21 protein-coding genes and 1 pseudogene are annotated in these 18812 nt (G+C 69.1%); 10 read left to right on the top strand and 12 right to left on the bottom strand.

What is annotated here, in order from left to right; translation table 11 throughout:
* Entirely contained in the window at positions 1-780 is a 780-nt protein-coding gene (locus AJAP_RS04645) for a S1 family peptidase (RefSeq protein ID WP_038508449.1), read from the top strand.
* Between the two features lie 61 nt (positions 781-841).
* Here the strand turns inward: AJAP_RS04645 and AJAP_RS04640 are convergent, their stop codons facing one another.
* Positions 842-1831, bottom strand: coding sequence for an NAD(P)/FAD-dependent oxidoreductase (locus AJAP_RS04640; RefSeq protein WP_038508447.1), 990 nt, complete (start codon positions 1829-1831; stop codon positions 842-844).
* Between the two features lie 114 nt (positions 1832-1945).
* Between AJAP_RS04640 and AJAP_RS04635 the strand changes: the two genes are divergently transcribed.
* Positions 1946-3343, top strand: a complete 1398-nt coding sequence (locus tag AJAP_RS04635; protein WP_038508444.1) for a class II fumarate hydratase — start codon at positions 1946-1948, stop codon at positions 3341-3343.
* Here AJAP_RS04635 and AJAP_RS04630 read toward each other — a convergent pair.
* Positions 3340-3921, bottom strand: coding sequence for a TetR/AcrR family transcriptional regulator (locus tag AJAP_RS04630; protein ID WP_038508441.1), 582 nt, complete (start codon positions 3919-3921; stop codon positions 3340-3342). The two genes, AJAP_RS04635 and AJAP_RS04630, sit on opposite strands and share 4 nt — an antisense overlap.
* On the opposite strand from AJAP_RS04630, the gene AJAP_RS45300 reads away from it, so the two are divergent.
* On the top strand, positions 3920-4420 hold the full coding sequence (locus AJAP_RS45300; protein WP_407639395.1) for an SRPBCC family protein: 501 nt from the start codon (positions 3920-3922) through the stop codon (positions 4418-4420). The two genes, AJAP_RS04630 and AJAP_RS45300, sit on opposite strands and share 2 nt — an antisense overlap.
* Here AJAP_RS45300 and AJAP_RS04625 read toward each other — a convergent pair.
* Positions 4418-5248: pseudogene (locus AJAP_RS04625) on the bottom strand (DMT family transporter); the annotation flags it as partial. The gene AJAP_RS45300 and the pseudogene AJAP_RS04625 sit on opposite strands and share 3 nt — an antisense overlap.
* A gap of 134 nt (positions 5249-5382) precedes the next feature.
* Here AJAP_RS04625 and AJAP_RS04620 point away from each other — a divergent pair.
* Together AJAP_RS04620 and AJAP_RS04615 are read left to right on the top strand one after the other, a co-directional pair.
* Positions 5383-6225: a helix-turn-helix domain-containing protein gene (locus tag AJAP_RS04620; protein ID WP_038508438.1), complete on the top strand. Its 843-nt coding sequence runs from the start codon at positions 5383-5385 to the stop codon at positions 6223-6225.
* A 37-nt stretch (positions 6226-6262) separates the two neighbouring features.
* Positions 6263-7774 carry an ATP-dependent DNA ligase gene (locus AJAP_RS04615; protein ID WP_038508435.1) on the top strand — a complete coding sequence of 504 codons (1512 nt, stop codon included), beginning with the start codon at positions 6263-6265 and terminating at the stop codon, positions 7772-7774.
* Positions 7775-7839: 65 nt separating this feature from the next.
* On the opposite strand, the gene AJAP_RS04610 is transcribed toward AJAP_RS04615, so the two are convergent.
* The 3 genes from AJAP_RS04610 to AJAP_RS04600 all read right to left on the bottom strand — a co-directional run bounded on the left by AJAP_RS04610 (position 7840) and on the right by AJAP_RS04600 (position 9563).
* Positions 7840-8217, bottom strand: a complete 378-nt coding sequence (locus AJAP_RS04610) for a hypothetical protein (RefSeq protein ID WP_038508432.1) — start codon at positions 8215-8217, stop codon at positions 7840-7842.
* A complete protein-coding gene (locus AJAP_RS04605; protein ID WP_038508430.1) occupies positions 8214-8555 on the bottom strand; it encodes a hypothetical protein in 342 nt (113 codons plus the stop codon). The genes AJAP_RS04610 and AJAP_RS04605 overlap by 4 nt, the downstream gene beginning before the upstream one ends.
* A gap of 180 nt (positions 8556-8735) precedes the next feature.
* Complete coding sequence (locus AJAP_RS04600; protein ID WP_038508427.1) at positions 8736-9563, bottom strand: NBR1-Ig-like domain-containing protein; 828 nt, start codon at positions 9561-9563, stop codon at positions 8736-8738.
* A 117-nt stretch (positions 9564-9680) separates the two neighbouring features.
* Here AJAP_RS04600 and AJAP_RS04595 point away from each other — a divergent pair, with 117 nt between their 5' ends.
* A complete protein-coding gene (locus AJAP_RS04595; protein ID WP_038508425.1) occupies positions 9681-10382 on the top strand; it encodes a Pr6Pr family membrane protein in 702 nt (233 codons plus the stop codon).
* Here AJAP_RS04595 and AJAP_RS04590 read toward each other — a convergent pair.
* Positions 10326-11555 carry an NADH:flavin oxidoreductase/NADH oxidase family protein gene (locus tag AJAP_RS04590; protein WP_038508421.1) on the bottom strand — a complete coding sequence of 410 codons (1230 nt, stop codon included), beginning with the start codon at positions 11553-11555 and terminating at the stop codon, positions 10326-10328. The two genes, AJAP_RS04595 and AJAP_RS04590, sit on opposite strands and share 57 nt — an antisense overlap.
* A 335-nt stretch (positions 11556-11890) precedes the next feature.
* On the opposite strand from AJAP_RS04590, the gene AJAP_RS04585 reads away from it, so the two are divergent.
* Positions 11891-12076 carry a winged helix-turn-helix transcriptional regulator gene (locus AJAP_RS04585; protein ID WP_228694860.1) on the top strand — a complete coding sequence of 62 codons (186 nt, stop codon included), beginning with the start codon at positions 11891-11893 and terminating at the stop codon, positions 12074-12076.
* On the opposite strand, the gene AJAP_RS04580 is transcribed toward AJAP_RS04585, so the two are convergent.
* On the bottom strand, positions 12062-12532 hold the full coding sequence (locus tag AJAP_RS04580) for a DUF309 domain-containing protein (protein WP_038508415.1): 471 nt from the start codon (positions 12530-12532) through the stop codon (positions 12062-12064). The genes AJAP_RS04585 and AJAP_RS04580 overlap by 15 nt on opposite strands.
* A gap of 35 nt (positions 12533-12567) precedes the next feature.
* Here AJAP_RS04580 and guaB1 point away from each other — a divergent pair, with 35 nt between their 5' ends.
* Positions 12568-14007, top strand: a complete 1440-nt coding sequence (guaB1, locus tag AJAP_RS04575) for a GMP reductase (RefSeq protein ID WP_038508412.1) — start codon at positions 12568-12570, stop codon at positions 14005-14007.
* A 52-nt stretch (positions 14008-14059) separates the two neighbouring features.
* On the opposite strand, the gene AJAP_RS04570 is transcribed toward guaB1, so the two are convergent.
* On the bottom strand, positions 14060-15346 hold the full coding sequence (locus tag AJAP_RS04570; protein WP_148311662.1) for a PhoH family protein: 1287 nt from the start codon (positions 15344-15346) through the stop codon (positions 14060-14062).
* Between the two features lie 730 nt (positions 15347-16076).
* Here AJAP_RS04570 and AJAP_RS04565 point away from each other — a divergent pair.
* A complete protein-coding gene (locus AJAP_RS04565; RefSeq protein WP_038508407.1) occupies positions 16077-16325 on the top strand; it encodes a hypothetical protein in 249 nt (82 codons plus the stop codon).
* Between the two features lie 60 nt (positions 16326-16385).
* On the opposite strand, the gene AJAP_RS04560 is transcribed toward AJAP_RS04565, so the two are convergent.
* Entirely contained in the window at positions 16386-17162 is a 777-nt protein-coding gene (locus tag AJAP_RS04560; protein ID WP_037306485.1) for an isoprenyl transferase, read from the bottom strand.
* A gap of 131 nt (positions 17163-17293) precedes the next feature.
* Between AJAP_RS04560 and trhA the strand changes: the two genes are divergently transcribed.
* The gene (trhA, locus tag AJAP_RS04555) at positions 17294-17935 is read left to right on the top strand and encodes a PAQR family membrane homeostasis protein TrhA (RefSeq protein ID WP_037342457.1); all 642 of its coding nucleotides are present in this window, start codon (positions 17294-17296) and stop codon (positions 17933-17935) included.
* Between the two features lie 7 nt (positions 17936-17942).
* On the opposite strand, the gene AJAP_RS04550 is transcribed toward trhA, so the two are convergent.
* A complete protein-coding gene (locus AJAP_RS04550) occupies positions 17943-18368 on the bottom strand; it encodes a hypothetical protein (RefSeq protein ID WP_038508404.1) in 426 nt (141 codons plus the stop codon).
* A complete protein-coding gene (locus AJAP_RS04545; RefSeq protein WP_038508402.1) occupies positions 18365-18781 on the bottom strand; it encodes a prevent-host-death protein in 417 nt (138 codons plus the stop codon). Before AJAP_RS04545 ends, AJAP_RS04550 begins: the two co-directional genes overlap by 4 nt.
* Between the last annotated feature and the right edge of the window lie 31 nt (positions 18782-18812).

Here is an 18812-nt window from a genome sequence, read left to right as displayed (position 1 = left end):
GTGCTCAAGCGCGTGCTCGTGGTCCTGCTCGCGGCGATGGTCCTCACGCCGGTCGGGCAGGCCACGGGCGCGGGCGACCTCGTCGGCGGCAGAGAGGCCGACGAGCCCTACCCGTTCATCGTTTCGCTGCATTCGGCCTCCGGCAAGGCTTTCTGCGCCGGGACGCTGATCGCGGCGGACTGGCTCGTGACCGCGGGACACTGCGTCGAGGGCAAGAACGCGGCGAATCTGGGCGCGCGGATCGGCAGCAACGACAACACCCAAGGCGGCGAGATCGCGAAACTCGCCGAGATCGTGGTGAATCCGTCCTACAACCCCGAACCCGAGCACGCGGGCGGCGATCTCGCGCTGGTGCGGCTGGCCGCCCCGGTGAAGACGGCGCCGATCGCGATCGGGGCCGTCGTGGCGCCCGGGACGGCGACACGGCTGCTCGGCTGGGGCCAGACGTGCCCGACTTCGGGCTGCGGCAAGGGTCCGGCGAAGCTGCAGCAACTGGACACGAAGATCGTCGAAGGCACGCGATGCACCGCCAAGTTCGACGGCGCCGTCGAACTGTGCACCGACAACCCCGGCGGGAACACGGGTTCGTGCTACGGCGATTCCGGTGGACCGGAGATCGCCAAGGTCGACGAGAAGTGGGTGCTGCTGGGCACGATCAGCCGCCCGGGCAACGCGGATCCGGTGTGCGCGACCTCGCCGTCGATCGCGACTTCGGTGGTGGCGTACGCGCAGTGGATCGCGGAGAAGATCACGCCGCCTACGCCCGCTCCGCCCGCTTGACGTGCAATGAAAGGACCTTTCCTTGCAAATTTCGCAAGGAAAGGTCCTTTCATTGCACGCGCTACTCGGCGTTGCTGGAGTGACCGGGGAACAGATGCGCCTCCGGATTCAAAGCGACCGCGATGTTGTTCACCGCCGTCGCCGCTTCCCCGAACCCGGTCGCGATCAGCTTCACCTTCCCCGGATACGCCGCGACGTCGCCCGCCGCGTAGACCCGCTCCCGCGAGGTCGCCATGGTCGAGTCGACGGCGATCGCGCGGTGGTCGATCTGGAGTCCCCAGCTTTCGATCGGCCCGAGATCCGCGGTGAAACCGAGCGCGGCGACCACCGTGTCCGCGCGCAGCACCTCGGGCTCGGCGCCCTTGAGCCGGATCTCGACCTCGGCCAGCGTGCCGTCGCGATCGAGGAACCTGGTGACTTCGGCGTCGGTGACGATCCGCACGCCGAGTTCGCGCGCCTGCCGCACGATCGACTCGGCCGCGCGGAACTTCGCGCGGCGGTGCACGAGAGTGACACTCGCGGCGACAGGATGCAGCGCGAGCACCCAGTCGAACGCCGAGTCCCCGCCGCCGACGACGACCACGTGCTGCCCTTCGTGCGCCTTCAACGACGGCACGAAATGGACCATGCCGCGGCCGAGCCAGCCGTCGCCCGCGGGCAGCGGCCTCGGCGTGAACTCGCCGATCCCGGCGGTGATCAGCACCGCGCCGGCGCGCAGGACCTGCCCGCCGTCGAGGGTGATGGTGACGCCGCCTTCGACGCTTTCGAGTTTTTCTGCCTTGCGTCCGAGCAGATACACGGGTTTGAACGGCGCCGCCTGGTCGAGCAGGCCCCGGACCAGATCGCGGCCGCGGACCTCGGCGAACCCGCCGACGTCGTAGATCATCTTTTCGGGGTACATCGCGGTGACCTGACCGCCCGCTTCCGGCAGTGAATCCACGACGGCCATCGAAAGGCCGCGGAATCCCGCGTAGTAGGCGGCGAAAAGACCTGTCGGACCCGCCCCGATGATGACGAGGTCGTACGACGTTTCCCCAGCGGACTCGCTCATTCGGCACTCTCCCGGCCGGTGGTGGGCGGCGTGATCGAGAACACAATTCGATCCTAGCCCTCGCGTGCCGAAAGACACGGAGCGCGCCGGGAGACGCTGCGCGAGACTTGGGGTATGGCTGAACAGGAATACCGGATCGAACACGACACCATGGGCGAGGTGCGCGTCCCCGTCGACGCCCTCTACCGCGCGCAGACGCAGCGCGCCGTCGAGAACTTCCCGATCTCCGGCCGTGGCCTGGAGCGCGCCCAGATCCGCGCGCTCGGCCTGCTGAAGGCCGCCGCGGCGCGGGTCAACGCGCGGCTCGGCGTGCTGGACGCCGAGGTCGCCGAGGCCATCGCGAAGGCCGCGGACGAGGTCGCCGAGGGCGAGCACGACGCGCACTTCCCGATCGACGTGTTCCAGACCGGTTCCGGGACCTCGTCGAACATGAACGCCAACGAGGTCATCGCGACGCTCGCGTCGAAGGCGTTGGGCCGCGACGTGCACCCGAACGACCACGTCAACGCTTCGCAGTCGTCGAACGACACCTTCCCGACGACGATCCACGTCGCCGCGACGGAAGCAGTGCTCTCCGATGTGATCCCCGCTCTGGAGTACCTCGCGGCCGCCATCGAGACGCGGGCAACGGAATGGGCGGACATCGTGAAGTCCGGCCGCACGCACCTGATGGACGCCGTGCCGATCACCTTCGGCCAGGAAGCGGGCGCCTGGGCGTCGCAGGTCCGGTTCGGGGTCGAACGGCTGAAGTCGGGCCTGCCACGGCTCGGCGAACTGCCGATCGGCGGGACCGCGGTCGGCTCCGGGCTGAACGCGCCCGAGGGCTTCGGCTCGGCGGTCTCGCAGGAGCTGGCATCGGTGACCGGCCTTCCGCTGACCGAGGCGCGCGACCACTTCGAGGCGCAGGCGACGCAGGACAGCGTCGTCGAGACGTCCGGGCATCTGCGCACGGTCGCGGTGTCGCTGAACAAGATCGCGAACGACCTCCGTTGGCTGGGGTCCGGCCCGCGCACCGGGCTCGCCGAACTGGCGCTGCCGGATCTGCAGCCGGGTTCGTCGATCATGCCGGGCAAGGTGAACCCGGTGATCCCGGAGGCGACGCTGCAGGTGGTCGCCCAGGTGATCGGGAACGACGCGGCGGTCGCGTTCGCGGGCGCGGCGGGCAACTTCCAGCTCAACGTCAACCTGCCGGTGATCGCGCGCAACGTGCTCGAATCGGCGCGGCTGCTCGCCGCGGTCTCGCGGCTGCTGGCGGACAAGGTGTTCGCGGGCGTGACCGTGAACACCGACCGCGCGCGCGAGTACGCCGAGGGTTCGCCGTCGATCGTGACGCCGCTGAACAAGTACATCGGCTACGAAGAGGCCGCCGCCATCGCGAAGCAGGCGCTCAAGGAGCTGAAGACGATCCGCGAGGTCGTGATCGAACGCGGTCACGTCGCGAACGGCAAGCTCACCGAAGCGCAGCTGGACGAGGCTCTCGACGTCCTCCGTATGGCGCGCGGAGGACGCTAAGCGCCGAGAGCGACCACAGCCGCGTGAAGCGGTGAGGCGAGCGAAGCCGCCAGCCCACCCGAAGGCGGTGTCTCGGTGAACAGGTGCAGCCAGGTCAGCACCGGACCGAGCAGGATCGCGTGCACGAGAGCCGGATCGGGCCGTCGTGGGAGTTCCCCTCTCGCGACGGCCCGATCCAGCGTCTGGACCAGATAGCCGCGTTCGCGGCCGAGGAAGACCTCGCCGAACCGGGCCTCCAGCACCGGATCCGCCCGGACGTCGGCGAGCAACGACGGCAACGCCTGCCGTAGTTCCACACCGTCCAAAGAGGACTGGATCACTTCGAGGACCGCCGCCACGTCGCCCCGCAGCGAGCCGGTGTCCGACGGCGGTTCGAGCTCGACCGGATGGATCACCGCGACGAACACGAGCTCCGCCTTCGACCGCCATCGCCGGTACACCGCGGCCTTGCCGACGCCCGCGCGCGCCGCGACCGCGTCGATCGTGCAGCGCTGGTAACCGGTTTCGATCAGCAACGCCCGCACGGCCTCGCGGACCGCGTCGTCGATTCCTTCTTCCCTCGGCCTGCCTCTCGCCATGACCGCAGTTTACGAGACTGACAGTTCCATATATCGTCCGGGTATGACCTGGACGAGAATCTCGCGCGAAATCCTTCCCTGTCCGCCGTCGGCGCTCTGGCCCTCGCTGGCCGACTTCGGCCGTTGGCCCGATTGGGATCCCGACCTCAGCGCCGCCGAACTGCACGGCCCGGCCGCGACGGGGACGACCGGTTTCCTCGTCCCGAACGGCTTTCGCGGCCGCGTGCACTCACGCGTCGCCGAGCCGTTCACGATCACGTCCCTGATCCAGGACCGCGAGATCGCCCTTCGCCAGCCGATTCCCTTCGGTGCCATGGATCTCGTGCTGCGGCTGACCGCCGTCGACGGCGGGACGGAGTTCGTCCAGGAGATCACCCTCGGCGGGCCGATGCGCGCGGTCATGGTCGCGGTCATCGGCGGCGACGTCGTGAAGCATTTCGACGTCAAGTGCGCCAGGCTCGTCGAGCTTGCGACGGCGCAGGCCGATCACGACGCCTGAGGACACCAGCGCCACCCCGATCACCTGCGAGAAGCGGAAATCCTGCATTCCCAGCAGGAGCGAAACGGCGAGCCCGGAGACCGGCATCAACCCGACCAGCACCCCGGCCCGGTCCGCACCGAGCACGGAAACCGCCGAGTACCAAAGAAGAAACGCGATCGCGGTGACGACGACCGTCAGGTAGCCGAGCGCGATCAGTTCACGCCCGTCCGGCCACGCCCAGGCGCCGGACGGGTCGATGATCGTCCCGACGACCGCGCCGCCGGCTCCCGCGGCGAAGCACCCCCAGGTCGCGGTCGCCAACGGCCCGAGCCTTTCGAGCACGCCGACGGCAAGCAGCGTGAAGAGTGCTTCGCACACCATGGCCAGCGCGGCGAGCACCAGCCCTTGCCAGCGCGCCGCACCGCCGCCGGAGAGCACGGCGATCCCGAGCCCGGCGAGTACCGCCCCGGTCACCGGCGCCCACGACGGTCGCTTCCCCTTCGCCAGCGGACCGGCGAGCGCGAGCACGAGCGGTGTGCCGCCGAGGAAGGCGGCGACGAGGCCGGGTTCGGCGTAGCGCTGCGCGAACAGCAGGCACGCCTGGAACCCGATCATCCCGGTCGCCGCGAGGGCGATCAGCGATGGCAGGTCGCGCGCGCCCGGCAACGGCAACGGGCGTCCGCTCAGCCGTGCCCACGCCAGCAGGAGCACTCCCGCCAGCGCGTAGCGCAGCGCCTGTCCGGTGATGACGGGATAGCCGTCGAGCATTCCCGTCACCGGCACGGACGCGCCGACGATCAGCACCCCCAGTACGCCGATCGTCACGGCTCTTCTGTCGTTGTCCATGGCTTTCACGATGGCGGCTTTTTGGCCCAAACCGAAGGTCCAAATCAACGCCATCGCACTGGACCAAAAGTCGGGCCCAGCCTGGGTCTGCCAGGGCCAGGCACCCACCCCACGAGACCGGGATACTCGAAGACATGACCGAGACGGCCGGACTGGGCGAATTCCTCAAGGCACGCAGGGCCGCGCTGGACCCGGCGGAACTCGGCCTGCCGACGGGGTTCAACCAGCGGCGGGTGGCGGGGCTGCGGCGCGAGGAGCTGGCGCAGCTGGCCGGGATCAGCGTCGACTACTACACGCGCCTGGAGCAGGGCCGGGCGCGCAACGTGTCCGATTCCGTCCTCGATTCGCTGAGCCGCGCGCTGCGGCTGCACCGCGACGAAGACACCTACCTGCGCAATCTGGCCACCCCGAAACGCAAACGCATCGCGCGGCCGCGGGCACAGCGGCTCCGGCCGGAACTGCAGACGATGCTGAACGCCCTCCAATCCCCCGCGCTCGTCTACGGCCGCTACGGCGACGTGCTGGCCTGGAACCCGCTCGGCGCCGCTCTGTCCTTCGATTTCGCTTCGCGGCCGGCGGGCGAGCGCAACATCGCGAAGATGTTCTTCCTCGACGAGTACGCCCGCGAGCTGCATCCCGAGTGGGAAACCGTGGCGAAGGAGATCGTCGCGAACCTGCGCTCCGAGAGCGGGCGGTATCCGGACGACCCGTATCTCGCCCAGCTGGTCGGTGAGCTCTCCCTCGGCAGCGAGGACTTCCGGAAGCTGTGGGCGAAGCAGACCGTGCGCGAGAAGGCGCACGCGTGGAAAGTGATGATCAACCCGATCGTGGGTGAGCTGCGGCTGCGTTACGAGACGCTGCGCCTGCCCGACGATCCCGACCAGGCCCTGGTGATCTACACCGCCGAGCCCGGCTCCGACAGCGAACGCGCGCTGCGCCTGCTCGCCAGCTGGGTCGCCGATCCCGCGCACGCTTGAAGGCGAAACTGTCGGTGTCCGGGTCCATGATGGATCCATGTTGCTCACCGAGGTGGTCACCGCGTCGGCCGAAATCGCCGCCACGAGGTCCAGGAAGGCGAAGATCGCCACCCTGTCCGCGGTGCTGCGCGCCGCGGGCGAGCTGGAGCTTCCCGCGGTCATCGCGTTCCTCACCGGGCAGCTGCCCCAGGGCCGCATCGGCACCGGTTGGCGGACGCTGGCCGCCGTGGACGCGGACCCGGCCGCCGAGCCGTCGTTGACCGTGTCCGAGGTCGACACGGCCTTCGACACGGTGGGAGCGGTGTCGGGTTCGGGGTCGGTGAAGCTGCGCGCGGAGACATTGCGGGCCTTGCTCGTCAAGATGACCAAGGAGGAGCAGGAGTTCCTGTTCCGGCTGATCAGCGGCGAGCTCCGGCAGGGCGCGCTCGAAGGGATCATGGTGGACGCCATCGCGGCGGCGTCCGAGATCCCGGTCGAGGATGTCCGGCGGGCGTTCATGCTGTCCGGGCAGCTCCCGGTGACGGGCCTGGCCGCGATGACGGGCGGCCGCGAGCGGCTGGCGGAGTTCAAACTGGCGCTGGGCAGGCCGATCCGGCCGATGCTGGCCTCCCCGGCGGAGTCGCTCGACGAGGCGATCACCGAACACGCCGAGGCGCTCGTCGAGTACAAGATGGACGGCGCGCGGATCCAGGTCCACCGCGAAGGCGACGAGGTGCACATCTACACGCGGACGCTGCGCGAGATCACCGGCACCGTCGAAGAGCTGGTGGATCTGGTGCGTTCCCTGCCGTGCACGTCGGTGGTGCTCGACGGCGAGACCCTGGCCCTGACCGACGACGGCAGGCCCAGGCCGTTCCAGCAGACGCTGAGCCGGTTCGGCAGCAGCCGCGAGGAGCAGGTCAAGGCGCTGTTGCTGCGGCCGTACTTCTTCGACTGCCTGCACCTCGACGGCGTCGACCTGCTGGACGCGCCGCTCTCCGAACGGAACGCCGCCCTGCGCCGCGTCGCGGGCGAGCACGTCATCCCGGGCGAGGTCAGCCCCGCCTCGGCGGAGGGAGTGCTGGAAGCGGCGATGGCCGCCGGGCACGAAGGCGTGATGGTCAAGGACCTCACTTCGCCGTACGCGGCGGGGCGCCGGGGCCGCGCTTGGCTCAAGGTGAAACCGGTGCACACGATCGATCTGATCGTGCTCGCCGCCGAATGGGGGCACGGCAGGCGCACCGGCACGCTGTCGAATCTGCATCTCGGCGCCCGCGACCCCGACGGCGGCCCGCCGATCATGGTCGGCAAGACGTTCAAGGGCATGACCGACGAGCTGCTGGCCTGGCAGACGAAGACGTTCCAGGAGATCGAGACCCACCGCACGGACTGGGCGGTCCACGTGCGGCCGGAGCTCGTCGTCGAAATCGAACTCGACGCGGCTCAGGTGAGCACGCGGTATCCGGGCGGGCTGGCGCTGCGCTTCGCGCGCGTCGTGCGCTACCGACCGGACAAGGAGGCCGCGGACGCCGACACCATCGACACCGTGCGCGGCCTCCTCAAGCCCTGACCGCATTTAGTCCTCTGAATGCGATCCTTGCGCGTGCAACGACCGCATCCAGAGGACGAAACGCGTCAGTAGCAGCGGTCCGACGAGATCTTGTACGTGTAGTTGTTCGAAAGGTTGGAGGTCACCTCGAAGCGGATCTTGTGATACACCGGCGGCTCCCCGAGCACGCCGTGCTTGACGGTGCGCTCCTTGCCCGGCGCGATGGCCCCGCTCCAGAGGCCCTTGTCGAAGGTGTCGTCGATGATCTGGACGAGCATTCCCCGGTAGTCGTGGTTGTGCACGGTGATGTCGATGCTCTGCCCCGCGCTCACCTCGACGACCTTCGTCTTCCCGCCCATCAGCGGTCCGCCCTCACAGACCTTCGACGCCGCCGAAGCGGACGGTGCCATCAGCAGAGTGCCGGCCAGCGCGACCGGGACGACGGCGAGCAGTTTCTTCTTCATCGGTTCCCCACAACGGTCTTGACGACATTGGACTGGACGGCCAGGTCGAGGCCGATCTTCATGTTTCCCCCGCAGTAAGCCTTCTCGCCGTTCTTGAAATGCACCGTCAGATCCCCGGCGCATTCGAACACCTTGACGTCCCAAGTGCGCGTGCCCGGCTTGAGGCAGATCGCGTCCTTCCCGGCCCGGCGCATCCAGCCGTGATAGCCGGATTCGCAGGTGATGATCGGATCACTGCCCGAAGCGGGCGCCGGAGCCGCTTGTGCGGCGGTGACCGGCAGGAGCGCCATGGTGAGCGCGGTCCCGGCCAGTGCGGCGACCTTGACGTACGGACGCATGGATTCCCTTTCCGCAAATAATGTGAGAGTGTTTCGGAAAATCCCCGTCCGGAATTCCCGGACGCCGACGACGTTAAAGGCCGCCGAAGCCACTCCGGAAGCGATTCACGACCGCGGAATGGCCATGGCCGAACGAACAATGTCCGCGCAGGTCAGCGCTTTGGCCATCGGCCCGGAAAGTCAAATGACGCGGACCGAGAAGAACACGGCACGGGTGTTCGGCAGCAGGATGTGGCCCTGTTCGTCGGCCATCTTCCAGTACACCTGGCAATGCCCGGGACGGTCGGGCGCGCGCACTTCGACGGAGACGCGCACATGCTCGCCGGGGGCGGTCTGCGGGACGGGGACGCGTTCGGGCGTGGCGCATTCGCCCGGATTCCCGAACGATCCGGCGCGGACCAGATAGCGGCCGATCCATCCGACCGTTCCCGCGTTGCGGAACTCCCAGGTCTTCACGAAGACCGAGCCGGCCGCGACTTCGCTGCCGTCGGGCACGGTCACGTCGGCGACGAATTCGGACGCGTCACCGGCCGGCGCGGCGGGCTCGGAGCCGAACGGGACCGCGAAGACGAACACCAGCGCCGCGACGAGCACGAGCGCCACGGCACCGGCGAGGACGAACGCCGTCCGGCGGGACCGCTCCGGCGCGGGTCCGGGCGCGGGTTCCGGCACGGCACCGGCGGTCAGCGCGTCCCGCGCGCGTTCCCACTCGCCGCGCCATTCGTGGCGGACCTCGTCCTCGTCGCCGCCGAGCACGCCGACGGCCAGCACGCGAACGAACTCCCAGGACGTTTCCCAGCTGGGCAGCCGCTCCCCGCGGGCCGCGGCCGAAAGCGCCGATTTCGACGCGAGCGCGCCGTACTGGTCACGCATCCGGTCGTAGGAAGGGTCACCGGCGGCCCGTTTCAGTTCCCACAGCCGTCGCGCGAACCCGGCGACGGGTCCGCTGTCCTCCGCCGGACCCCGCGCGACCCGGCCGCGGCGTCCGGGCCTCCGCTCGACGTCCATCGATTCCCACGATATGACCCGGTGGGCGGGAAGACCCGGCGGCGTCCCGCCCCCGATCGAGTGGCGGCGTGCGGTGGTGACGGGACGTCGCCACCCGATCACCCATAAAGTGGGCGAATGCAGGCTTCCAAGATCGCGCGTGCCTGGTTCGGCCTGACGGCGCTGGTGGTGATCGCCGGTCTCGCCGCGCAGATCCCGGTCTCCGCGGGCACCACCGGCGGCACCTTCCACACCCCGGCCGGCCGGGTGGCCAACCTGCTCGCGTTCTTCACCATCGACTCGAACATCCTGGTCGGCGTCGGCAGCCTGCTGCTCGCGGTCGGTGTCGCGGGCCGGTCGACGTTGTTCGGGGTACTGCGGCTCACCGGGTTGGTCGGCATCACCGTGACCGGTGTCGTCTTCCAGGTCGCGCTCGCCGATCTCTACGAACTGCACGGCTGGGCGGTGTTCGCCGACACGATGCTGCACAAGGTGTCGCCGTTGATGTGCGTCGCGGGCTGGCTGCTGTTCGGGCCGCGCGGCCAGCTCTCGTGGCGGGTGCTGTGGTGGTCGCTGCTGTACCCGCTGGCCTGGCTCGCCGTCACGCTGGTGCGCGGCGCGATCATCGGGTTCTACCCGTACCCGTTCGTCGACCCGGGCATCAACGGCTACGGCGGTGTCGCGTTCAACTGCGTGCTGATCGGTGTGCTGTTCATCGGTCTCGCGGCGGCCGCGGTCGGCTTCGACCGCACCTTCAGCCGTCGAGACGAAGTTGACGACTACTTAGCCCCGGACCCGGCGGAAAGCGTTGAGCGGATCCGCGACGCCGGCTCGTACTAGCGTCCGCACCGCCCCGAGCCGCCGGTCCACCGGTTTCCCGGCGGCCACCCGGTGCATCTGCTGGGTGTGCCACTGGATCTCGAGCAGGCTGTCGGCCAGCCGGATGCCGGTCTTCGGCGCCGTGCGCTGGGCACGGACCTCCTCGCCACCGAGCAGCCGTCCGGGCAGCGCCGGGTCGACGATCAGCGGCCTGCCGAGGCCGATGACGTCCAGCGCCCCGGAACGCAGCGCCTCCGCCATGCCCTCCGGACTGGTGAAGCCGCCGGTGACCATCAGCGCCACGTCGGTGACCTGCCGCGCCTTCGCGGCGTAGTCGAGGAAGTAGGCCTCGCGGCTGAGGGTGCTCGCCTTGGCCGAGCCCATCATGGCGGCCTTCTCGTAGGTCCCGCCGGAAACTTCCAGCAGGTCGATGCCCGCTTCACCCAGTTCGCGGACGACTTCGAGCGAGTCCTCCTCGCTGAAACCGCCGCGCTGGAAGTCCGCGCTGTTGAGCTTGACCGCGATCGGCACGGCGTCGCCGACTTCGGCACGCACCCGGGCGACGACTTCGAGCAGGAAGCGGCGCCGCCGGAGCGCGTCGCCGCCCCAGCCGTCGGTGCGCTGGTTGGTCAGCGGGGAAAGGAACTGCGACACGAGGTAGCCGTGCGCGCCGTGGATCTGAACACCGGCGAACCCGGCGTCGACGACGGTCCGCGCGGCCACCCCGAACCGATCGATGATCGCCTCGATCTCGGCGACGGTGAGCGCGCGCGGCGTCGCGAAGACCGAGCGGATGCCGCGGTCGCCGAACGGCACCGCCGACGGCGCGACCGGCTGACGGGACAGGAAACGCGGGCTCTGCCTGCCAGGGTGGTTGAGCTGGGCCCACAGCCGGGTCTCGGTCCCGTCGACCGACCGCGCCCACGGCTTGAACTCGGTCGCGTCCGGCTCCCGCGGCACCGCGACGTTGCGCGGTTCGCCGAGCGCGGTCGGATCGACCATGACGTTGCCGGTGATCAGCGTCCCGGCGCCGCCACGGGACCACGTCCGGTACAGCTCGGCCAGTTCGGCCGTCGGCCGGTTGCGGCGGTCGCCGAGCTGCTCGCTGAGCGCGGCCTTGGCCAGCCGGTTCGGCAGGGTCGCGCCGCATCGCAGTTTCAGCGGTTCGGCCAGCAGTTCCTTGGGCTCGCTCATCGCGCTTTCTCCCGCCGTTACCTACTGATCAGTATCCCTACTCGAAGTAACATACTCGCGGTATGTCGAGTACTCAAGGCGCGGCGATGCCGAAGGGGTTGTCGATCACGTAGCGCCAGAGCCCGTCCTCGCCACGCTTCGCGACGTCGGTCGCCGTCGCGGCGAACGAACACGGCGTCCGGTTCGTAGACGGTGTCGAGGATTTCGGCGGATCCGGTGTTGAAGGCGGCCTCGAAGAAGGCGTCCCGGACGCCCGCGGCCGCACCCGACGGCCGGAGCCGGATTGCCCCGTCGAGGTCGCGCTCGCCGCGATCTCGGGCCGCTGGACGACGCTGGTGCTGCGAGAGCTGATAGGCGGAGCCAGGTCCTTCAGCGACCTGACCGCGCGACGCCTCGCCGTGCGCGAAGAGCTGCCGGGCTTCCCGAGCCGGACCAGCTACCGGCTCACTCCCGCGGGACAGGAACTGCGGCCGCTGCTGCTCGAGCTGTACCGCTCGGGTTCGGCCCTACTGGCCCAGTAGACGAGGCGCGACCGGCTCCACCCGAGCCCGCACCTTCACTTCTTCGGCCATCGACCGCGCCCAACCCTGCAGCCCCGGGATGTCGATCCCGTGCGGCCCGGCCTCACGGAACGGCTCGATGTTGTCCGCGCCACGCTCCAGCAGCGAAGCCGCGCCGTTGCCGTTCCCCCTGGCCACGTGGGTCAGGCCGACGGCGAGCTGCGCCAGGCCGCGCCACAGCTCCCGCTCCGGGCCGTCGGTGGATTTCCACGCGTCCTCGAACACCTCGTGCGCGTGGAACGGGCGGCCCGCGTCGAGCAGGCGCTGAGCCTCGGAGATGGTGTCCTCGGGGCTGCGTTCGATGCCCTCGGGCTGCCGTTCGACACCATCGGCGCCGTACGGGAGCGGCCTGCCGAGACCGTCTCGCGGGCGCGCGTTGCGGGCTCGTCCGGCTTCGTCACGGTCCCGGTCCGTCATGCCGCCATTGTCCCACGCGGGTATCCTGGGGCCTCGTGCGCTTTCTCGACGGGCATCGGCCCGCTCACGACCTGACCTACGACGACGTGTTCCTCCTGCCGAACCGGTCGGACGTGGAGTCCCGCTTCGACGTCGACCTGTCCACTGTGGACGGCACCGGCGCGACGATCCCGATCGTGGTCGCCAACATGACCGCCGTCGCGGGCCGCCGGATGGCCGAAACGGTCGCCAGGCGCGGCGGGCTCGTTGTCCTCCCGCAGGACGTCGACGTGGCCGCGGTCGCCGACATCGTCACCTGGGTCAAGAGCCGTCACACCGTGTGGGACACCCCGCTCGTGCTGACCGGCGGCGACGCGGTGGCCGACGCGCTGAACCTGGTCGGCAAACGGGCCCACGGCGCCGTCGTCGTGGTGGACGAGGACGGCAAGCCCGTCGGCGTCGTCGACGAAGCGGCTTGCGCCGGCGTAGACCGCTTCGCGCGGCTGGCCGACGTCGCGGAGCCCGCGGTCGTCACGGTCCCGCTGGACACTCCGCCGCGCGAGGTGTTCGAGCGGCTGCACGACCACGGCGGCCGCCTCGCGCTCGGCATCGACGAGAACGGCAGGCTCGCGGGCGTCCTCACCGAGATCGCGGCACTGCGCGCGGAGATCTACACCCCGGCCGTCGACGACGGCGGCAACCTGCGTGTCGCCGCCGCGATCGGCGTGAACGGCGACGTCGCGGCGAAGGCCGAAGCCGTCCTCGCGGCGGGCGTCGACGTGCTCGTGGTCGACACCGCGCACGGACACCAGGAGAAGATGATCTCCGCGCTCAAGGCCGTCCGGTCGGTGAACCCGCGGGTCCCGGTGGTCGCCGGGAACGTGGTCACCGCGGAGGGCACGCGCGACCTGATCCACGCGGGAGCGGACGTCGTCAAGGTCGGCGTCGGCCCCGGCGCCATGTGCACGACCCGGATGATGACCGGCGTCGGGCGCCCGCAGTTCTCCGCCGTCGCCGAATGCGCGGCCGCGGCTCGTGAACTGGGCAAGCACGTCTGGGCGGACGGCGGCGTGCGGCATCCGCGCGACGTCGCGCTCGCGCTGGCCGCCGGCGCGTCGGCGGCGATGGTCGGCTCGTGGTTCGCCGGCACCCACGAATCCCCGGGCGACCTGCGCTACGACGAGCAGGGCAAGCCGTACAAGGAATCGTTCGGCATGGCGTCGAAGCGCGCCGTCGGTGCCCGCACGCGTACGGACAACGTCTTCGAACGCGCCAAGAAGGGCCTGTTCGAAGAGGGCATCTCGGCGTCGCGGATGGCCTTGGACCCGGCTCGCCCCGGCGTCGAGGACCTGCTCGACTCGATCGGCTCCGGTGTCCGTTCGGCCTGCACGTACGCGGGCGCCCGGACGCTGGAGGAGTTCCACGAGCGCGCGCTGCTCGGGATCCAGTCCGCCGCGGGCTTCGCGGAAGGACGCCCGCTGCCGTCAGGCTGGTGACACCCGGAGGAGTCCTCTTAGGACTGTCCTGAGAGGACTCCCCCGGATCCGGTCAGCCGTGGTCCTCCAGCATCTCGGTGACGAGCGCCGCGATCGGCGAACGCTCGGAACGGGTCAGCGTGACATGCGCGAACAGCGGGTGACCCTTGAGTTTCTCGATCACCGCCGACACGCCGTCGTGCCGCCCGACCCGCAGGTTGTCGCGCTGCGCGACGTCATGCGTGAGCACGACCCGCGAGGCCGTGCCCAGCCGCGAAAGCACGGTCAGGAGCACGTTGCGCTCCAAGGACTGCGCCTCGTCGACGATGACGAACGTGTCGTGCAGCGACCGGCCGCGGATATGGGTCAGCGGAAGCACCTCGAGCATGCCTCGGTCGAAGACCTCGTCGAGGACGTCCTGGCTGACCAGCCCGCCGAGGGTGTCGAACACCGCCTGCGCCCACGGCTGCATCTTCTCGCTCTCGGAACCGGGCAGGTAGCCCAGTTCCTGGCCGCCGACCGCGTAAACCGGCCGGAACACGACCACCTTGCGGTGCTGGCGGCGTTCCATCACCGATTCCAGCCCCGCGCAGAGCGCGAGCGCCGACTTACCCGTCCCGGCCCGTCCGCCCAGCGAGACGATGCCGACGTCGGAGTCCAGCAGGAGATCCAGCGCGACCCGCTGTTCGGCCGAGCGGCCGTGCAGCCCGAACGCCTCCTTGTCACCGCGCACGAGCCGGATCCGCTTGTCCGCGGTGACCCGGCCCAACGCGCTCGAACTGCCCGCGAGCAGCCTCAACCCGGTGTGGCAGGGCAGTTCACCGACCTCGGGCATCCCGAATTCCGCCGGTTCCACCGAAGAGCCGCTGAACAGCCCGTCGATGAGGGTCTGCGGGACGTCCACGTCCGCCATCCCCGTCCAGCCCGAGGGCGTCACCTCCTGCGCGCGGTACTCGTCGGCTTCGAGGCCGACGGCTCCCGCCTTGACGCGCAGGGGGATGTCCTTGGTCACCAGCGTGACCGACGCGCGTTCCGCCGCCAGATTGAGCGCACAGGCGAGGATGCGGTGGTCGTTGGAGTCGGTGCGGAAGCCGACCGGGAGCACCGTGGGATCGGAGTGGTTCAACTCCACCTGCAGGGTGCCGCCGTGCTCTCCGATCGGGATCGGCGCGTCGAGCCTGCCGTGCTGACGACGCAGGTCGTCGAGCATGCGGAGCGCTTCGCGCGCGAACCACCCCAGTTCGGGATGGTGACGTTTCGCCTCCAGTTCACTGATGACGACCAGCGGGAGCACGACCGCGTGTTCGGCGAAACGGGTCACCGACCAGGGGTCAGAGAGCAGGACCGACGTGTCGAGCACGTAAGTGGACCGCTGGGATTCGGGCGAGATCGAGGCTTTCTCCGGGCCAGAGGCACCGGTCGAAGAACGGCCAGAGGCCTTGCGGGGTGAACGCTGCGCAGTCACGACGGCATCTCCCTCGTGGGCGTGGCACCACGCCCGCACTCGCTGGGCCGGGCACCTCCCTGGCTAACCGCTCCTTCCGACGTCTTCCGACGTCAGTCGGCACGGCCGCGAGGGCCGGGTGCCGGCCCCCTCGTGCATCCACTGGGCGGCTGTGCCGCCCTGTCGACAACCGCCACGACCAGGGCCTCCCGCGAGAGTCCGCATGGGACGCGAACCCTCACTTCCGGAAGGTACCTGCGTCCGGCCGATCGCGCAGGCAGCCACCACGGTGATTCGCCAAACCGTCATCTCACTGTCGGTCGCGTGACATCAACGCCTGGTCACCATCACGTTCCGTAGTGATGATCTCCATTCAGGGACGCTCGTCGATGCGACCCGGATGGATTAACGCGACGCAGGGCGTTCACCTGATGGGATCGAGGGTTCTACCACGCTTGGTAGCCGGTCGCATTTTGTGCCCGAGACAGAGAACCGGACCGAGTGAAACGCGCCTTTTCGGGCTCACACAATGGGCTTACGCGACGGTCACAACTCCTGAATAGCGAGTAATTTTCTCACTGCGGGACACCCCCACCGGATTTCGGTGCCCCCGATCCCTGAATATCTCTACCAAGGAGTGTGCGAAGTGCTGAAGAAGGCTGGTTTCGTTTCCGCCGTCGCCGCGGGCATCATGATGGTCGGCGGGACCGCGTTCGCCGCCACTGGTGACACCTCCGGCACCCCGGACCCCACGTTCGGCGACGCCTACAACACGTTCATCGAGGGCGGCGGCGCGCTGGGCTACGGCGCCGCTTCGCTGGTCGCCGGTGCCTACACGGGCATCGCCACCACCCCGGCCCTGGTCCTCCACTCGCTGGAGCACCACCACCACTGATCTTCAGTGACGACGTCGAAGGCCCCGGAGTGCACGCCGGGGCCTTCGTCATGTCACCGGTCAGGAACCGAAGCGCCGGTGCCGCCACGCGTAATCGCGCATCGCGCGGAGAAAATCGACGCGCCGGAATGCGGGCCAATACGCTTCGGTGAACCAGAATTCCGAATGCGCCGATTGCCAGAGCAGGAATCCGGAAAGCCGCTGCTCACCCGAGGTGCGGATAATCAGATCCGGATCGGGCTGACCTGAGGTGTACATGTGTTCGGAAATATGGTCGACGTCCAGGATCTTGGCGAGCTCGCGGATCGAGGTGCCCTCGTCGGCGTGCTGGAGCAGGAGTTTGCGGACCGCGTCGGCGATCTCCTGACGTCCTCCGTAACCGACCGCGACGTTGACCTCCATCCCGGAGCGCCCTTCGGTGCGCTCCGCGGCCGCGCTGAGGGCCTTCGCGACCTCTGGCGGCAGCAAGTCGAGGGCTCCCACGATGCGGAGCCGCCAGGGCGTGTGCGGCGCGGCGAGTTCGTCGGTGACGTCGGTGATGATCTTCAGCAGCGGACTGAGCTCCTCGGCCGCGCGCCCGAGATTGTCGGTCGAAAGCAGCCACATCGTGACGACCTCGACGTCGGCCTCGTTGCACCAGCTCAGGAAATCGGCGATCTTCTTGGCGCCGGCCCGGTGGCCGTCGGCGACGTCCGTGAAGCCCGCTTCGCGCGCCCAGCGGCGGTTGCCGTCCAGCATGATGGCGATGTGGCGTGGATGGCGCCCCTTGGCCTGCTGGATCAGGCGCCTGCCGTAGGCGCTGTACACGACGTCTGACAAGAAGGACCGAAGACTCACGCCAGTGGAGACTAGTCACCCCGAGGGCCCCAGTGGGACGCGCCACGGAGACTGGCGAAAAACCTACGGTGCCGTAACCTGAGTGAGTGAGCGTAGCGACCGAACCCCAGCCGTCCGGCCCCGCGCCCGTGGTGGACACGCGTCCTCGATTGCGTGGGCACATCCACTTCTGGTCCTTCTTCGGCGCCGTCGCCGGAGCCGCGACCCTCATCAGCCTCGCGGCGTCCACTGTGTCTGGTATCGCCGCTTTGTCCACTTCGGTCTACGGCCTGACCGTACTCGGCGTCTTCGGCGTCAGCGCGCTGTACCACCGTCGCTTGTGGAGCCCACGAGCATACGAATGGATGAAGCGCGCCGACCATTCGATGATCTTCCTGTTCATCGCCGGCACCTACACGCCGTTCACCCTTCTGGCCATGTCCCAGCCGACCGGGTACATCGTGCTCGCGATCGTGTGGGGCGGCGCGATCGGCGGCGTCACCCTGAAGATGCTGTGGCCGAACGCGCCACGCTGGCTGGGCGTGCCGATCTACATCGCACTGGGCTGGGTCGCCGTCTTCGTCCTGCCCGAACTGGCCACGCACGCCGGCGTCGCGGCGCTCGTGCTGCTCTGCGTCGGCGGGCTGTTCTACACGCTGGGCGCGGTGTTCTACGCGGTGAAGTGGCCGAACCACTTCCCGGACACCTTCGGGTACCACGAGTACTTCCACGCCTGCACGGTTCTGGCCGCGGTTTCGCACTACATCGCGATCTGGCTGGCGATGTACGCCTAACCGCAAGTCAGCTGTTCTCGGTCCAGAACTGCTGAAGCCTCGAAATGGCCTCGGCCTTGGTCATGGCCGCCACATCGGCCTCAGCGAGGCCGACCCGGGAAAGCAACAGGTGCACGAGGTCGGCTGGGAGGGCTTCAGCCTGCGGCACGGGAAGCCCGCGGTCGGGTTTGACGCCGTCCTGCACGCACGACCAGAAGCACGGCTCGTCGACGTCGAGCTGGTCGCGAAGGATGTGCTTCCAGATGCTCTTGCCGTACCCGGTCCGGTCCACCGGATGCGAGATCCGGGTCCGCAGGATACGGCCGTCCACGAGGCCGAGTTCGTAGGTGACGTGATGCGTGCCCGTCCGGCCGCGGGCGTCGCGAACCCGGCGCCACTCCTCGATCTGACAGAACGATTCGTGGTCTTTGCGCGTGGGTAGTGGCCAGTTCACCGCGCGGTACCTGCCAGCCAATCACGAAGCTGATCGTCGTCGCTCAGGCTGATCAACTGGACCAGACCCCAGTTGTCACGGTGGTTCGGAGCGTCCAGCAGCCGCGACTGCCAGTCTTCCGCGTACTCCCGCAAAGCGTCGACCATCTCGATCAGCGCCTCGTCGAAAGTGGCGCCGTCCGCCGCAACCGGCAAGCCCGGGATGAACACGGACCAGCCGCCATCCTCGGCTACGACCTGGGCGGACGCGGGCAGAAGCGACGCGAGGAAGTAGCGCAGACGCTCGACGTCCACGACGGCAGCCTGGACCGAGTCACGCCGAACCGTGGCGACACGGCCTTTTTCCGCGGCATCCAACAGATCCTTCAGGTGCGCGCGAGCTTCGGTGTAGCTGTCGTAGTGCAGAGCGGACACAGGGGCCTCCCGATAAGTCGTAACCAGTCTG

The organism is Amycolatopsis japonica (assembly GCF_000732925.1).
GTDB classification, from domain to species: Bacteria; Actinomycetota; Actinomycetes; order Mycobacteriales; family Pseudonocardiaceae; genus Amycolatopsis; species Amycolatopsis japonica.
This window is presented reverse-complemented; position numbering and strand designations above follow the sequence as displayed.